Annotated in this window: 11 protein-coding genes and 1 pseudogene; 5 read left to right on the top strand and 7 right to left on the bottom strand. The window is 67.1% G+C overall.

Annotated elements, in window-relative coordinates; genetic code table 11:
• The first annotated feature begins 25 nt into the window (after positions 1 to 25).
• Entirely contained in the window at positions 26 to 2359 is a 2334-nt protein-coding gene (locus tag MXB53_RS09610; protein WP_248897148.1) for a PGF-pre-PGF domain-containing protein, read from the top strand.
• 30 nt (positions 2360 to 2389) lie between these two features.
• Here MXB53_RS09610 and MXB53_RS09605 read toward each other — a convergent pair whose 3' ends face one another.
• The 4 genes from MXB53_RS09605 to MXB53_RS09590 are packed head-to-tail and all read right to left on the bottom strand — an operon-like array spanning position 2390 to position 7753.
• The gene (locus MXB53_RS09605; RefSeq protein WP_248897147.1) at positions 2390 to 3616 is read right to left on the bottom strand and encodes an ABC transporter permease; all 1227 of its coding nucleotides are present in this window, start codon (positions 3614 to 3616) and stop codon (positions 2390 to 2392) included.
• Positions 3613 to 4866, bottom strand: coding sequence for an ABC transporter permease (locus MXB53_RS09600; protein WP_248897146.1), 1254 nt, complete (start codon positions 4864 to 4866; stop codon positions 3613 to 3615). Before MXB53_RS09600 ends, MXB53_RS09605 begins: the two co-directional genes overlap by 4 nt.
• On the bottom strand, positions 4867 to 5592 hold the full coding sequence (locus MXB53_RS09595; RefSeq protein ID WP_248897145.1) for an ABC transporter ATP-binding protein: 726 nt from the start codon (positions 5590 to 5592) through the stop codon (positions 4867 to 4869).
• Between the two features lie 46 nt (positions 5593 to 5638).
• Positions 5639 to 7753, bottom strand: coding sequence for a DUF4129 domain-containing protein (locus MXB53_RS09590; RefSeq protein ID WP_248897144.1), 2115 nt, complete (start codon positions 7751 to 7753; stop codon positions 5639 to 5641).
• A gap of 62 nt (positions 7754 to 7815) precedes the next feature.
• Here MXB53_RS09590 and MXB53_RS09585 point away from each other — a divergent pair, with 62 nt between their 5' ends.
• From MXB53_RS09585 to MXB53_RS09575, 3 genes are read left to right on the top strand one after another with little or no spacing between them, the layout of a single operon-like run.
• On the top strand, positions 7816 to 9348 hold the full coding sequence (locus tag MXB53_RS09585; RefSeq protein ID WP_248897143.1) for a DUF58 domain-containing protein: 1533 nt from the start codon (positions 7816 to 7818) through the stop codon (positions 9346 to 9348).
• Positions 9349 to 9350: 2 nt separating this feature from the next.
• Positions 9351 to 9902 (top strand): hypothetical protein, encoded by a 552-nt coding sequence (locus MXB53_RS09580; protein ID WP_248897142.1) that lies wholly within the window; start codon positions 9351 to 9353, stop codon positions 9900 to 9902.
• Positions 9899 to 10825 (top strand): DUF7982 domain-containing protein, encoded by a 927-nt coding sequence (locus tag MXB53_RS09575; RefSeq protein ID WP_248897141.1) that lies wholly within the window; start codon positions 9899 to 9901, stop codon positions 10823 to 10825. Before MXB53_RS09580 ends, MXB53_RS09575 begins: the two co-directional genes overlap by 4 nt.
• Here the strand turns inward: MXB53_RS09575 and MXB53_RS09570 are convergent.
• The 3 genes and pseudogenes from MXB53_RS09570 to MXB53_RS09560 form a co-directional block, all read right to left on the bottom strand.
• Positions 10822 to 11820: an AAA family ATPase gene (locus MXB53_RS09570; protein ID WP_248897140.1), complete on the bottom strand. Its 999-nt coding sequence runs from the start codon at positions 11818 to 11820 to the stop codon at positions 10822 to 10824. The genes MXB53_RS09575 and MXB53_RS09570 overlap by 4 nt on opposite strands.
• Positions 11813 to 12847: pseudogene (locus tag MXB53_RS09565) on the bottom strand (DUF4350 domain-containing protein); the annotation flags it as partial. The pseudogene MXB53_RS09565 and the gene MXB53_RS09570, both read right to left, overlap by 8 nt.
• A 73-nt stretch (positions 12848 to 12920) precedes the next feature.
• Positions 12921 to 14417 carry a hypothetical protein gene (locus MXB53_RS09560; RefSeq protein WP_248897138.1) on the bottom strand — a complete coding sequence of 499 codons (1497 nt, stop codon included), beginning with the start codon at positions 14415 to 14417 and terminating at the stop codon, positions 12921 to 12923.
• Positions 14418 to 14717: 300 nt separating this feature from the next.
• Here MXB53_RS09560 and dpsA point away from each other — a divergent pair, with 300 nt between their 5' ends.
• A complete protein-coding gene (gene dpsA / locus MXB53_RS09555; RefSeq protein ID WP_248897137.1) occupies positions 14718 to 15263 on the top strand; it encodes a DNA starvation/stationary phase protection protein DpsA in 546 nt (181 codons plus the stop codon).

Raw genomic sequence — 15263 nt, 5'->3', positions numbered from 1 at the left:
AATCCTGGGAGTAAGTCAAGTACACATGTCTATTCAGACAAGGGGGTTAGCGATCATCCTGGCGGCGTTGATGGTGGTCAGCGTCGCCGCGGTTCCGGTTAGCGGGAATCCACCGAGTAGTATTCCCGATGACCAGACGTTCGAAGCCAGTAGTAGTGTCGATGTATGGGAACGCTCGGCGCTGACGCTCCGTACCGACTTCGAGGGCGCAGCGACCGAAGTGCCGAACGCCGAGTTCAGGGGTGCGCTCGGTACCGAGGAGACGAGTCTCAACAAGGATCCCGTCGGCGTCGTGAACGCCGGCGAACAGGTGACCGTCGAGTTCGACCAGGGTCTCACCAACTCGAACGCGCTGGACGGCGCTGAGGTCGAACTCATCGCCGCGCGTGTCACGGGAAGCGGGAGCGGAGACGTTCCGAACGACTTCTCGAGCGCGATGGATCTGGTGTCGATGGACAACGCGAACGAGAACGCCACCTTCGAGGAAGTCGTCGCCTCGCGTGGCCTCGGCAGCGACGGCGCGACGACGTTCACGTTCACGCCGGACACGCCCGGTCACTACGTCCTCTTCGTCGCCGCCACCGGCGGTGGACAGGGGTTCTCGGTCGACTCGAACGGCGACATCTCGACCGACAGCCAGGTGACGGTCGTCGGCATGGACCAGCTCACGGCCCAGCGGGGCCCGGCGAGCGTCGATCGGCCGGCCACCGTGGCACCGGGTGAGGACATCACGTTCGATGTCGACACGAGCGAGCACTTCGATCAGAACGACGTGACACACGTCGTCGCCGTGTACAACGAGGACACGTTCACCGATATCGGTCAGACGGAGTTCGTGATGACGGTCCAAGACGGCGAGATCAACCGTGATCTGAACCTCAGCGAGGACAGTACGCTGGAACATTCGATCGACGACACGGTGGGGGTAGCCGATGTCGAGGATGGGATCAGCGTGAACGGTATCGACCTCACTGACGGGCGCGTCGCCCGCTCCGTGGACCTGGCGAACGTCATCGATTTCGCCGCTGAGGACATCGGCGCGAACCCGCCCAACACCGACTCGACGGGCGACACGACGCTCTACGCGTCCGTCGAAGGGCAGGCGAGTGACCCGCCACAGCAGGAGGTGACGGTCGAAACGCTCGGCAACTGGTCCGAGGGAACCTACCGCTACGTCTACATCGGGACGCTCGAGAGCAACGAGTCGGCCGTCAGTACGGCCACTGGAACGATATCGGTTCAGGAACCGGTCGCGAGCGAGACCGTCGATTTCTCCGGCAATCAGGTGACTATCACGCCGCCGTCTAACGGCGTCGTGACGGAGATCACGATCAACTACGGACCCAACAATCAGAAGAGCGGTCGCGCGTCGATCAAGGAGCTGGATCGCAAACCCGGTCGCGTGCCCGATCCGCCGGGTCGGCAATCGTCCTGGTATTTCGACATCACCAGTGAACAGCCTGATCCCGGTGAGAACGCGACCGTCACCACGACGGTCCAAAAGAGCGCGCTGAACGGTATCGCGCCGGGCAACGTCCAGATGCTTCGGTACAACGAGGAGACCGAGAGCTGGGAAAGGCTCTCCACGTCTCTCGAAGACGAGACTGACTCCACCATCACCGTCGAGTTCGAAACGCCAGGATTCTCCCTGTTCGCCCTCGGTGAACGGACGACTGACGGCGACGGCGGTGACGGCGATACCGGCGGTGGTGGCGGGGGCGGTGGTGGCGGAGGCGGCGGAGGCGGCGGTGCCGGCTTCGCGGCTATCTCCACGAACTTCAATCCCGCTATCAGTAACGCCCAGGCCGTCCAGCGCATCTCGATCACTGTCGAGGGCACCACGACGGACGAGGCAACGGTGAGCGAACTGCAGACGTTCCCGGCCGATGTCGCTCAGGTGCCCGGAACCTCCGTTACTGGTCTCGATATCACTGTGCCCGAGTCGGTTCGTGGCTCGCCCGGATCGTTCGAGGTGACGGTCGACCGCGACGTTGACCCCGCCGATATCCAGGTGTACAAGTACGATCCGGCTGCTGGTGCGTGGGATTCGGTCACGACCACCGTTCAGTCGACGACAGACGAGGATGTCGTCATCGAGGTCTCGGTCGACAGCTTCTCGCTGTTCGCCATCTCGACCCAGCAGGCACAGATGACCGGAACGCCGGTCGGTACGACGACGCCGAGCGGCGGAACCGCGACGCCGACTGATACGGCAACCCCGACCGGTCCCGGAACGCAGACCGCGACCGGAACGGCGACGCCGGCCGAAACGACCGAGGGACTACTCCCCGGATTCGGTCCCATCGTCGCGCTCGTTGCGCTGGTGACGACCGGCCTCCTCCTCCGGCGGCGCGACTAACCGTAGACGCCCGTCTTTTTCCGCCCGACATCACGACCGCAGCAGTTCGAGTGGCTGCATGCGCCAGAGATAGACGCCAGCCAGCGCGCCGCTCAGCAAGCTCATCGCCAGTGCGATCCCTCCACCGACCAGGAGGATCTGTGGCGTCAGCCGAACGACGTTCTCGAAGCCGACGAGCGTGCCGATGATGTGGTTCAAACCCGTGGCCAGCGGGAGGGCACAGGCCAGTCCCAGCCCACCGCCGAGGAGTCCGATGCACAGCGTCTGGACGAGTGCGGTCAGCGTGAGCGTCGTCGTCGACGTGCCGAGCGATTTCAGGGCCGCGTAGACGCGGGCCTGCTGGATCAACATCGACAGGAGCGCGTTGAGCGTGAGCGCGATTCCGGCGAGGATCGCGAGCGCGACGAGGCTCGTCCCGCCCGCCAGCACGACGGCCTGCCGTTCGACCGTCGCCCGGAGCTGTTCCCGATTCGTCCGGACGGTGTACTGCGGATAGGTTCGCTCGAGATCGTGCTGGACGGCCGTCACTGACGCCGACTCCGTCGTCGTGATCGTGATGAGCGTCGCCGGATCGCTGCTCGTCTTGCCCGTGATCTCCTGTAACTCGCTGAGCGGCATCGAGACCGTCGGCACGCCCAGGAACTGCGATCCGGTCGGGGAGATGCCGACGACGACGAAGCGGTGTCGGTCGGCGGCGGTGATCGTCCCCCCGACGTGCAGCGAGTCACCGACGCCGATATCGAACAGCGAGGCGGTCCGGCGGTCAATCAACACTTCGTGAGTCATCGGCCCCGTGTAGTTGCCGTCCGCGTAGTGTGGGTCGCCCGGGAAGCCACGCCCGCTAGTGACGCTCAGGCCGCTGCTTCGCGGGACGCCGAGCGCGGCGATCGTGCGGTATTCGCTCCCGTTCGGACTGGCGTAGACGGTTTGAAAGAGGAGCGTCCCGACCGTCGCGACGTCCTCTCGGCCCCGGAGTTCGTCGGCGACGCGGTGTGAATCGCGGATCGAATTCTGGACGCCGCCGACCGTTCCTGGCGCGAACTCGACCGGACCGCCGGTGATCCAGAGGTCCCGATCGGCCGAATCGAACTTCTCCTGACCCGTCTGGACGACGCCGAGGCCGGTGGCTGCCAGCAGCGTGGCCGCCAGCACGGCGATCGCGACGCCGATCACCGAGAGAGTCGTTCGCATCCGCGCGTGGGTGAGCTGGGCCGCGGCGATGCCCACGACTGCTCGGAGGCGCGTGAGCACGATCACGCACGCAACCCTCCCGTCGGCGACACCCGGCGGAGCAGCCAGATCGGATACGGCACCGATACTACGCCGATCAGCGCCGCGGTCAAAAGTCCGTACCCGAGGAGGAGCGGCCGAAACAGCGCCACGGCGGGGAGACCGGCGACGGTGGAAAGCAGCGCGTTCGTCGCGTAGATCCCTCCAACGCCGAGGCCGACGCCGACGGCGCCACCGAGCAGACAGAGCGTGACGGTTTCGACCGCGACGAGGAGCATCAGCGACCGGTCAGAGTAGCCGATCGCCGACAGCACGGCCAGCGTCTCGCGGTCTCGGGACACTTCGAGTCCCATCATCGTCGCGGTGAACAGCACGCCCACCGCGAACGCGACGACGAACGCCGCGATGCCCATCGCGATGGGGAGGCTGGTCGTCGAGGCGTCGCCGGCGGTGATCCCCGATCGGGCCACGACGCTCGTCCGCGGGTACAGCGTTTCGAGATCCGAACGGACGCTCCGGTCGTCGGTGCTGACGAGGATCTGATCGGCGATGTCGCCCTCCTGGGCGCCGGTCACCGCCTGGAGTTCGCTGAGGTGGACGATCGCGACTGGCGTCGCGCCGATACCCGTCGTCAGATCCGCGTCCGCGACGGCGCTCACCCGGAACCGCTGATCGGCAGACGCCTGCGACAGGGCGAGACGGTCGCCGGCGTCGCCGTCGAGCGCCGTCGCCGTCGCCTGGCTGGCGACGAGTTCGCCGGTCCACTCCCCGTCGTACTCGCCGTCGGCGTAGTAGGGATCCCCCGCGGTGAGTGGCTGTGTAGGCAGGTTGGCGATCCGCGGGCGCGAGTCAGTGGGGACGACGACGCCGACAAGCAGCACGTACGTCTCCCTGTCGGTGTCCAGGTTACGCACGGAGACGATCTGTAACAGTACCGGCGTCGCGTAGTCGACCCGACGGTCCCCTTGGAGTTGCTGGGTGAGCTGGTGTGTCGAGCCCAGCCGCGGACCGTCGGTCGAGACGGCGATCGTACTCAGGTCGCCGCCCTCCGGAACGATCCAGTAATCCACGCCGTCGGCCTGGACGGCCGTCTGTGAGGACAGTCCCAGAGCGACGCCCGTCACCGTCGTCATCAACATGATGGCGATAGCGACTCCGAGGAGCGTGAGCGCGAGACGGCGGGAACCGGGACCGCCGAGTTGGCCGACTACCCGCCGTACGGCGAATCCCGAGAGCTGCCACACCCGGCGACAGCCGGCGCGGAGGCGTCCCGACATCTACGTCGTATCCTCGATCCGCTTTCCGTCCCGGAGTCGGATCACGCGGTCGGTTCGGTCGAGCGCCTGTGTGTCATGCGAAGCGAGGACGACGGCCCGATCGGACGCGACCCGTTCGAACGCATCGAGGACGCTCGCGCCGGTCGTGGTGTCCAGTTCGCCCGTCGGCTCGTCCGCGACGAGGACATCCGGATCGGTCGCGAGAGCGCGCGCGATCGCGACCCGTTGCTGTTCGCCGCCGCTCAGCGCACCGGGTTTGTGGTGCGCCCGATCCTGCAGGTCGAGGTCCGCGAGCAGCCGCTCTGCGCGTTCGCGGCGCTCTTTCCGTGGAACGCCCTGTTCTATCAGGGGCACTGCGACGTTCGCTCGCGCGGAGAGGGCGGGCAGGAGATGGAAGCGCTGGAACACGATCCCAACGTGATCGAGTCGGAGACGGGCCCGAGCGCTTCGCGAACGCTCGGCCGGATCGACGCCGGCGAGCGTGACGCGGCCGGACGTGGGCGTGTCGAGCGCCGACAGGAGGTGGAGGAGCGTCGACTTTCCGCTGCCGGACGGCCCGGCGACCCCGACGAACTCGCCGTAGTCGACCCGCAGGGAGACGTTGTTGAGCGCGGTGACCGTCTGTGCGCGCCCGCGCCCGAACCACCCCGTTTCCCCGCGGACGTATTCGCGAGAAACCCCCTGGCACGTGATAGCCGGCGTCTCAGGGTCGCTCCGTGGACTCATCGAATAGTCGTGACACGGCGCTGGCGACAATTAAAGATAGCTGTCGTCAGGCGTCGAACGCCGCTGCGAAATACTCGAGCAGTTCGTCGATTCGCTCGTCTGAAAGCGGGCGGTCGGTGTACGCCGCCTGTTCGTACAGCTCCGTCAGCTCCTGAAATCTCGCGAACCGCTCCGCTGAGCGGTCGTCGGCCTGCTCGCGGCACGCTGCGTGGAACTCCCAGTACGTCATCGACGCGTGGTCGTCGAGCCCCATGTCGCCGGCTAGCTCGTTTCGCACGGCGATGTACCCGAGACGGGTAGCGTCCCGCGGCGCGTCGGCGACGGCCGCCCGTGCCGACTCGAGCATCGACAGGGGGTCCGGCGGCGCCGACTGAGCCGAGCGCGGCGCCGACGAATCCACCTCGGCGCGTGCCGGATCGGCCGCCGGCGCGGTGTCGCTCGCGGTCCGGCGGCGAGTGAGAACGACGGCCCCGCCGAGAAGGGCCACCGCACCGGCGAGTAACCCCCACGCTCGGGCCGGCACGCCGTAACCGAACACGCCCGGTGGTGCGAACGACGGCAACGTGACCGCCGCCGTCGTCCGCGCCGTCGAGAGATGTGTCGACGCCCCGTCGAACGCCGCCGTGACCGCGACGTCCGCGCTGTCGATTCCGGGCTGGTCTGCCACGAGCGTGAGGTTTCCAGCGAACCGACCGTTGTCGTCCGTTCGGAACCAGCCGAGCGTCCGATCTCCGGTGGAAACGGTCACCGTCCGTCCGGCCAGCGGCTCACCCGACTCTCGGCGGAGCGTTCCCGTGAGGCGCATCGTCCGCGAGTCGGTGCGCTCGGCGGACAGCGTGAGCGTCGTTGGGATGTCGCCGACGGTGATGCGCTCCGTCCGCTGACTCCGCGCGACGGCCTGGTCCGTCGTGGTCACGACGACGGTCGCGTCGGTCTCCCCCGCCGGCACCGAGAGCGGCGGGCTGGCGGTGAGGTTGAACCCACCGCTCGCGTTCGTCCGTCCGGTCGCAACCTGAGTCTCACCGATTCGGAGTGCAACCGGTACGCCCTCGACACCCCGCGCATCGACCAGTACGCGCCCCAAGGCCCGCTCCATCGTCCCGTTCGCCACGGTTTCGGGCGTGGTCCGCAGCCGAACCGTCGACGCCCGCTGGACGACCGAGACGTTGGTCGTGGCCGTCTCACCGAGATAACCTGCCGTCGCGTTCGGCACGTAACGGACCTGTACCGTCTGTGGTCCCTGTTTGAGGACGGTCGGTCGATGCCGTAGCGTGAACTGCCCGTTGCGATCCGTCTGGACGGTCGTGTTGTGCGCTTCCGAGCCTATCACGACGGTCCGATTCGCTAGCTGCTCGCCGTCGGCACTCCGCAACTCCCCGCACAGAATGAAGGGACGGGTCGGCGAGCCGTGCGGCCGCACCGCGGTCACCGTCAGCGTCGTTTCGGTGTACGAGGAGGTGCGTGCCGTCTGCGTGATGCGGCTTGCTCTGTCGAGACTCTGGTTGATCTGTCGCTGTGCCAACTCGGCCTGCGATTCGTTGACTCGTTCGAGGTTGCCGTAGGCCTCGCGAAGCTCGTCGGCGCTCGCGTTGATTTCTTCGAACTCCGCGGAGAGTCGCCGTGCTGCTTCCCGGGCGCGCGTTTCGTTCTGACTGGCGCGGGCCTGCTGGTACTCGGTGTACAGCTCCTGGAACTCCTCGGCGTTCCGTATCGTCTCGCGCTGCTCGGTGCCGGCCTCGCGGTAGGCCGCGGCGATTTCGTCGTCGCTGGTGTTCTCGGTGGCCTCCGCGATCTCCGTCAGCCGGATCACGTCGGTCTGATAGTCCGAGCCGAGTTGGCTCTCCGCCGTCGTGAAGTCCTCCTCACGGAGTTCGCTCGCGCTGACGTTGAGTCGAACGCCGAGCGACCGTGCGAGTTCGAGTCCCGTCCGATCGAGCGCGACGGTGGACCGCTCGATGGTGTCTGGATCGCGGTGGCGGACGACCGGATCGGAACGGTTGCCGTCGTCCGGGACCGCGGTGACGTTCGCCGCTCCGGACGGCGTCGCATCGGAAGTGGACTGGAGGGGCGAGATGCCGGCGACGGAGGCCGCCGCCACGAGTAAGACCGCCGCACTGACGGTGGCCGCGACGAGAAGATACCGTTCAGTCCGGCGGCGCATTACGCACTGCTAGACTCGCAGGGATTAATATACGCACGGTCTCTGGCACTAACCAGTCGAGGATGCGTGGAACCGCGCGGTACTGGGAGGGTGTCGGTATCGGCGCGCTAGTCGCCGCTGGAGCGCTCGTCTTCGCCCGGCCGCTCCTGCTCGTCGGCGCCGTCGGCGTCTGGACGTGGCTCCTGTTGCACCAACTCCGGTTCGCCCACTACACGGCCCTCGTTACCGATGACCTCACGCTCGGTCAGACGGTGAGCGAGTCCGTGATCACGGCCGGTGATACGGTTACGATCCGACTGGCAGCCGACTGCGCCGACGCCGCGCCGTGTCCCCTTCGTCTCACCTCGCTGCCGCCGCTCGCCGCCACCGCCCAGTCTCCGTCGGGCCGGACCGCCCGCCTCGACGCCGGCGCGCACCACGCCGAGGCCGCGTACGACGCGACGATGGACGTCGCCGGGCGGACGGCGCCGCGTGGCGTCGAACTCCGCCTGCGTGACTCGCAGGGCCTGTTCGTCCACACCTGGGAACGGACGGACGACGACTGCCGCCCGACCATCGACGTGCGTCCATATGGCCCGCGAAACATCCACGTCGGCAGCGGGCGGGAGTCGCTCGGACGTGGCTACGGCGAACACGAGACGGAACACAGCGGCGGCGGCATCGAACCCCTCGAACTGCGCGAGTACGTCCCTGGGGATTCGCTTTCTCGCATCGACTGGAAGGCCACGGCCCGGTTGGCGGAGCCGTATATCCGCGAGTACGAGGCCACTGCCGACCGCCAGACGCTGTTGGTCGTCGACCATAGAGACGAGATGGGTCTCGGCGCCGCCGGGCGCACGATGCTCGATCACGCCCGGAGCGTCGGTATCGCCGTCGTCGCGACTGCACAGCAGTTGACCGACCCGCTCGGATGGCTGGCCGTCGGCGACGACGGCCTCACCGACTTCGTCCGCCCCAAGAGCACCCCGAATCAGTACCAGCGGGCCCAGCGCGCGCTCGAAACGCTCGAGCCGACGGCGGCGGAGCACGCCAACGCGACGCCGCCTGACGAATCTGGGAGCCAAGACACCCCGCGACGGACCGAGAGTGACTCCGCGGTGAGAGCTGACGGACCGCGCGCGCCGACCACGGTCCGGGAGCGGCGGCGCGTCGCGCGGTCCCTGTCGGCCGATGATTCGGCGTTCGCGACGCGTCTCCGTCCGTTTTTCGCCGACACCACGGAGTACCTGCATCGCATCTCCGATGATCCGCTGTTTCAGGGGGTACGAGTCGGCGGGCGGCGCGTGGCCGGCACCACGTGGTTCGTCATCGTCACGAGCGACCGCCGGCCCGCCGAGTTGCTCGAAGCGGTCCGGACGGCGCGACAGGGTGGCAACCACGTCCTCGTCTTTCTCACGCCCTCCGTGCTGTTCGATGCCGTCGATCCGGACGACCTCGGGGCGGCTTACGAACGGTACCGTTCGTTCGAACAGCTGCGTCAACGGCTCGACCAGTACCAGCGCGTCACCGCCTTCGAGGTCGGCCCACGCGACCGACTCGCAACCGTTCTGACGGGTGCGCCGGCTAGCACCGACCAGCGCGGATCAACTCCATAACGATGAGCACACGAACACAGCGACGTGACGGCGCAGTGCGCGACCGGTTACGGAACGGGCTTCGAGAGCGGACGCTCCTCGGGGGTGTCGGCGTCGCCCTCGTCGTCGCCGGCGGCTCCGCGTTGGGTGGACGGCCCGCGATCATCGTCGGCGTCGTGGCGTCGCTACTGTGGCTGCTCGGATCGACGCCTGCGGCCATCGCCGTCGGAACGATCGGCATCACCGGATTCACGGAGCCAGCGACGGTGTCGACGGTGTTCGCCGGGACCCAGACGACGTTCCCGTCGCCCGTCGTCGGCGTCGGTCTCCTCGGTGCCGGCGTCGCCGGACTCGCTTTCGAACCCGTCGTGACCGCCCGCCGGCCGACGCGAGCGCTCGGAATCGGGAGCCTCCTCGTCGTCGCCGTCTTCGCCAGCGTGCTCGCTATCGCCCACCTCGAAGCGCTATCGATCTACGCCACCACCGCCGTCTCCAGCGGGCTCGTCCTCTTTCTCAGCGGTGTCCTGTCTCGAACCGTTACCGTGCGGACGGCGGGCGAGGAGGGCGAGTCGTGAGTCGCGTCGACGAGACGGCGCGGGGAGACGAGGATCGATCCGCCGAGGAACTGCTCGCTCAACTGGAGCAGTTGCGGGCGGAGAACCGACGCTTGCGCCGGGCGTACGCGGCGACCCAGCGGACCCGGTACCGACGCACCGCCGTCGGCCTATATCTCCTCGGCGCCCTGGGGGTCAGCGCAGCGGTACTGTTCCCGAACACCAGGGGCGTCCTGTTTGCCCTCGGCGCGACGGGGCTGTTCGCCGGTCTACTCACGTACTATCTGACGCCGGAGCGGTTCGTGGCTGCGCGTGTCAGCGAACGCGTCGCCGCGGCACACGGCGCGACGCTGCACGCCCTGATCGCCGACCTCGGACTACAGGAGGCACACGTGTACGTCCCGCTCACCGACGGTCACGACGCGCAGGCGGCGGATGTCCTCCTGTTCGTTCCGCAAGCCGCAGCGTACGAACTCCCGCCGTCGCCGTCGCCCGGTATCGCCGCTCCGGAGAACCGTCGGTCGCGGGGGCTGTTCGCCGTTCCGACCGGCGGCACCCTGCTTCGGGAGTTCGAACGAACGCTCGACCGGCCGCTCCCGTCGGATATCGACCGCCTCGCCGAGCAGTTGGCCGACGGCCTCACCGAACAGTTCGAACTCGCGGACGCGGTGCGAACCGAACGTACATCGGTCACGAACGACGGTATCGACCCCTCGACAGCGACGGCCGACGCGAGTGAGACGACGCGTCTAGCGGTCGTGATCGAAGAGCCAGCGTTCGAACCGGGGACGGTCGACGACCCGCTCACCTCGTTCGTGAGCGCGGGCGTGGCGAAGGGCCTCGACGCCCCCGTCGAAATCGCCGAACGCGCTACGTCGGAGGGGGGGACGTACCGTCTCGCCCTCGAATGGGACGAGTCACGGCGCGCAGAGTCCGACGCCTAGTCGTCGGCCACCGCGCTGGGTTCGAAACCGGTATCGACTGAGGGCACGCTGGTGTCGTCGATCACGGACTGGATGATGTCGCGCGCCGACCGTTCGCTAAGTTCGGCGTCGGTGCTGAGCACGAGCCGGTGCCCGAGCGTCATCAGCGCGAGGGACTTGACATCGTCCGGAATCGCGTAGTCGCGCCCCTCGAGCGCGGCGTTGCCTTTGGCCGCTTGGAGCAGATCCAGCGCGGCGCGCGGCGAGGCGCCGTGTGCCAACTGGTCGGTGGTTCGCGTGCCGTCCACGAGATCAAGGATGTACTCCTTGATCTCCGGCGCGACGTAGACCTCCTCGACGGCTCTGCTCGCGCTAGCGAGTTGCTCCCGGGTGACGGCCTGATCGATGTCGTCCGCGCCGAGATCAGGATGCTCGTCGAAGCGGTCGAGTAGTTCAGTCTCGTCGTCCCGGTCGGGGATCCCGGCGATCAGTTTGAACTGGAACCGGTCGCGCTGGGCCTCCGGGAGCGAGAACGTTCCCTCGTACTCGATGGGGTTCTGGGTGGCGATGACGAGGAACGGATCGGGGAGCGAGAGCGTGTCTCCGCCGATCGTGACGGTCCGTTCCTGCATGGCTTCGAGCAGCGCGCTCTGGGTCTTCGGCGTCGCGCGATTGATCTCGTCGGCGACGACCACGTTCGCGAATATCGGCCCGCGCTGCAGGTCGAACTCGCCCGTGTGTTCCCGGTAGACCTCCGTGCCGGTGATGTCCGCCGGGAGGACGTCGGGCGTCATCTGGATCCGGCCGTAATCGAGGCCCGTCGCTCGGGCGAACAGCCGTGCTCCGGTAGTCTTTCCCACGCCGGGAACCCCTTCGATCAGGACGTGCCCGCCTGTCAGGAGGGAGATCGTCAACCCGCGGATGATCGGATCGTTCCCGATCAGCACCGATTCGACGGCGTCTCGAATGTCTGTGTACACGGTACGCGGCGTCTCGACGGGGTCAGTGTCACTCATCGTTGGAATCCTCTCGATCGATCGCTGCGCGCACGACGCGTTCGAGCCGTCCGCGGTCCCACTCCGGATGGTCCTGTCGGAGCACGGCGACGAACCCCTCGACCCGCTCCGACGGCGTCGAATCGTCGCCTGATTCACCCGGTTGCCCGATGTCACCGGTCGGATCGCGTTCGCCGAACGCCTCGCCGCGTTCGAGATACCGCCGCGATGCCACGACTGTCCCGAGGAGGCCGACGAGCGTCACCATCTGAAGCCCCGGACTCCGACGCAGGACGAGGAGGGCGTTGGCGACCGGCGGGACGGGCGCCGCTCCGTCACTGGAGAGCACGACGCGTTCGTGGTCCGCGAGAAGCGCTGTGGCGAGCGCTTCGTTCCCCGGTCGGTCCAGCATCGCGTTGACGAACACGCTCGAATCGCTGAGGACGACCACGCGCCCGTCGGCCACCCGTTCGGTCGTCAGGACGGGGCGCGAGCCGAGTGATTCGGTGCTGTCGAACTCCCCGTTTCGGTTCGTGTCGATGTACGCGAACTCGGAGGTCCGCGCGAGGACCGTCGCCCCACCGGGGTCGACGACGCCCGCGTGATTGAGGATGATACCGGAGCCGTTCGGCAGTTCGGCGTTTTCGGTCGGCTCGGCTATCGGGAGCGCGGGCGACCGGTAGTACTCTCGGGGATCGCGGAGCGGGCCGTCCTGGATTCGGGCGGTCGCTCCGACCGTCTCCAGCAGGGGGGTGCTGTTCGTATCGGCGTCCGCGGTGACGACGAGCGTCCCGCCCCGTTCGACGAACTGTTCCACGTCACCTCGTGTCTCGGGCGTCAGTTCACCGACGCCGAGCAACAGCAGCACCGTCTCGTTGGGCCGCGTTTCGGCCGGGAGCATCGCGTTCGACACGACGAACACGCTCCGGTCGCCCTCGTCGGCCAACGCTCGCAGGTCGGCCGTTCCCGTCCAGTCGGCGTTGTACGCGGCGAACGGCGCTGTGGCCGTCACGCCGGCCGTCACGAGGGCGACGACGAACGCGAGCGACAACCCCGCGAGAACGGCCTGAGGCGCGCCGATGGACAGCGTGCGTCCGAGGACGGAGAGCCGCATGCTGGAATCAGACCCGGTATCGCCGCGCGCCGACGATCACGAGCAGGAGCGTCGCGACGACGACCTGAACGATACGTGTCGAGCCGTCACCGCTCGTCGCCGTCCCGTCGGCGGTCCCCGTCTGCGTGTTCGGCGTGAGCGCCCCGCCGTCGGTCGCCGTCGCGTCTGGCGTCGATGTCGCGTCGGCCGTCGCCGTCCCGCTCGTATCCTGTGAATCCGGCTCGACGGTTACGACGGCAAACTCCGAGAACCCGGGTGTCTCGGCCGTGACGACGACGCCCGTGTCGGTCGATTCGACCTCTGTCGGGATCAGCTGTAGCCCGCCGTCGACGGCCCGCACGACGCCGATGTTCTCGGGGTTCCGATCACCGAGGGATTCCTCACTCAGCGTGAACCGCAGCGTTGCGGGGCTGTCCGCCGCCGCTGGCGGCACCTCGATGTTCACTGATGTCACGACGTCCGAGTCGCCGAACTGCTGGGTGAACGTCGATGACGGCGAGGCGTGGCGTTCGACTGTGAGATCCCCGGTCGCCTGCACCGCCCCGTCGGAGAACGTGATTTCGGTCAGCGTCTCGGTGTCGATCTCGACGCTCACGCCCTGTGACTCGGCGTCCTCGTCGACGATCCCCTTGGTCACCGACTCCGCGACGTTCCGTGCTTGGTCCTCGGCGGGCGTCGTCTCGTCCGACGTGTCGTCCGGCTCCGCGGTGTCGCTTTCGCCGCTACTGCCGCCTCCGCCACCGCCGCCTCCGCCTCCGCCACCACCGCCGTTCGATGTCTCCGCCTCTTCGATGGTGAGCGTCTGCGGGTCGCCCAGTCCGAGGATCTCGTTCTGACCGAGCGCCTGTTCCGAGCCGCGAACGGTCGCGTACACGTCGTACGTTCCGGGCGAGAGCTCGCTCGTGTCGACCGTGGCGCTGTACGTCCCCGAGCCGTCTTCGGTCGCCGTCTCACGGACCGTCGTCCCCTCGTTCGCGACTGCTATCTCGACGCGTTCTCGGTCCTGCCCGCGGAGTTTCTCGATGGTGGCGGAGATAGACACGTCCTCACCCGCCGTGGCCGATCCCGGAACGTTCACGGCCGTCGAGTAGCCCCGGACCACGAGCGGGTGGACCGCTTCGCGCGAGCCGTCCTGCTGGAGCATGAAGGCGTAGGTTCCGGACTCGTATCCGGCCCCGCTGTCGTTCTCGAGGGCGAACTCGAACGTCGTGGTCCCGGTCCCCTCGCGGGCGTCGACGATAGCCTGATCGCTGTTGTAGAGATAGAGCGTGATATCGGTCCCCTCGGGGGCGTTCGCAGTCACCGAAACCGAATCACCGGGGTCGCCCCGTGAGATCGTGGTGATCGTGAAGGTGTCGCCACCCTGTTCGACCGTCCGGTCGGGGACGTCGATCCCTCGATCCGTGGTGACATCGTACTCTCCGTTCGCCCCTGCTAGCGGAGCGCCGAGCGCCGCTATACAGAGCAGAAACACACCGAAGCCGGCGAGGACCGATTGTCGCATGGCCGTGAAATGACCGTGTAATACTAAATATCCCGCGGTCGGTCCCGGTGATCCACCGTCCTGTCGACGAACACTCGCTCTCCCCGCAGAAATGGGGATTCGACACGATGATCGGCCCGTCACTTACGGATCTGTATTATATATTAATACTGATATGATCTGAGACTGCGGAAACACCGATTAGCAGGAATAACCGCATAGAACGGGAAAATGTGCTATTATCTCCGATTTTAGGCCGTGCGAAAAATTGTACGATTATTGAAAAGTTATAAGGGGATGGCGAGCGTCGTATGAAACGCAATGAACACTCACAAGACGGTTCGTCAGGAAGCAGGCACGGTTGGCGAGAACCCGGTCCGACTCGAAGAGGAGAAGACGGCGCGGATCATCGAGGCGCTGAACACGGACCTCGCGGACGCGTACGTGCTGTACCATCAGCTCCACAAGCACCACTGGAACGTCGAGGGCGCGGAGTTCCGCGACATCCACGTCTTCCTGCAGGAGGCGTACGAGGCAGTCGAGGCCGCGGCCGACGAACTCGCCGAGCGGCTCCAGGCGCTCGGCGGCGTTCCCCACGCGAACATGGCTACCCTCTCCGAGGTGGCTACCGTCGACCCCGAAAACGAGGATGTCTACGACATCCGAACCTCGCTGGCGAACGACCTCGAGATGTACGGCGACATCATCGAGAGCTACCGCGAACACATCGAGCTCGCGGAGGGTCTCGGCGACCACGCGACCGCCCAGATGCTGCGCGAGCAGCTCGAAGGCATCGAGGACCATGCCCACGTCTTCCACCACTACCTCGAGGACGACACGCTCGTCCTCGACTCCGCGTCGAACTAA

Source organism: Haloplanus sp. XH21 (genome assembly GCF_023276355.1).
Classification (GTDB): Archaea; Halobacteriota; Halobacteria; order Halobacteriales; family Haloferacaceae; genus Haloplanus; species Haloplanus halobius.
Note: the sequence above shows the minus strand (reverse complement) of the source record. Positions and strands in the feature narration are given on the sequence as shown.

Coding starts and splice junctions, on each gene's coding strand:
- MXB53_RS09610 (WP_248897148.1), top strand. CDS start 26: ATGTCTATTCAGACAAGGGGGTTAGCGATCATCCTGGCGGCGTTGATG.
- MXB53_RS09600 (WP_248897146.1), bottom strand. CDS start 4,866: ATGTCGGGACGCCTCCGCGCCGGCTGTCGCCGGGTGTGGCAGCTCTCG.
- MXB53_RS09595 (WP_248897145.1), bottom strand. CDS start 5,592: ATGAGTCCACGGAGCGACCCTGAGACGCCGGCTATCACGTGCCAGGGG.
- MXB53_RS09590 (WP_248897144.1), bottom strand. CDS start 7,753: ATGCGCCGCCGGACTGAACGGTATCTTCTCGTCGCGGCCACCGTCAGT.
- MXB53_RS09585 (WP_248897143.1), top strand. CDS start 7,816: ATGCGTGGAACCGCGCGGTACTGGGAGGGTGTCGGTATCGGCGCGCTA.
- MXB53_RS09580 (WP_248897142.1), top strand. CDS start 9,351: ATGAGCACACGAACACAGCGACGTGACGGCGCAGTGCGCGACCGGTTA.
- MXB53_RS09570 (WP_248897140.1), bottom strand. CDS start 11,820: ATGAGTGACACTGACCCCGTCGAGACGCCGCGTACCGTGTACACAGAC.
- MXB53_RS09560 (WP_248897138.1), bottom strand. CDS start 14,417: ATGCGACAATCGGTCCTCGCCGGCTTCGGTGTGTTTCTGCTCTGTATA.
- dpsA (WP_248897137.1), top strand. CDS start 14,718: ATGAACACTCACAAGACGGTTCGTCAGGAAGCAGGCACGGTTGGCGAG.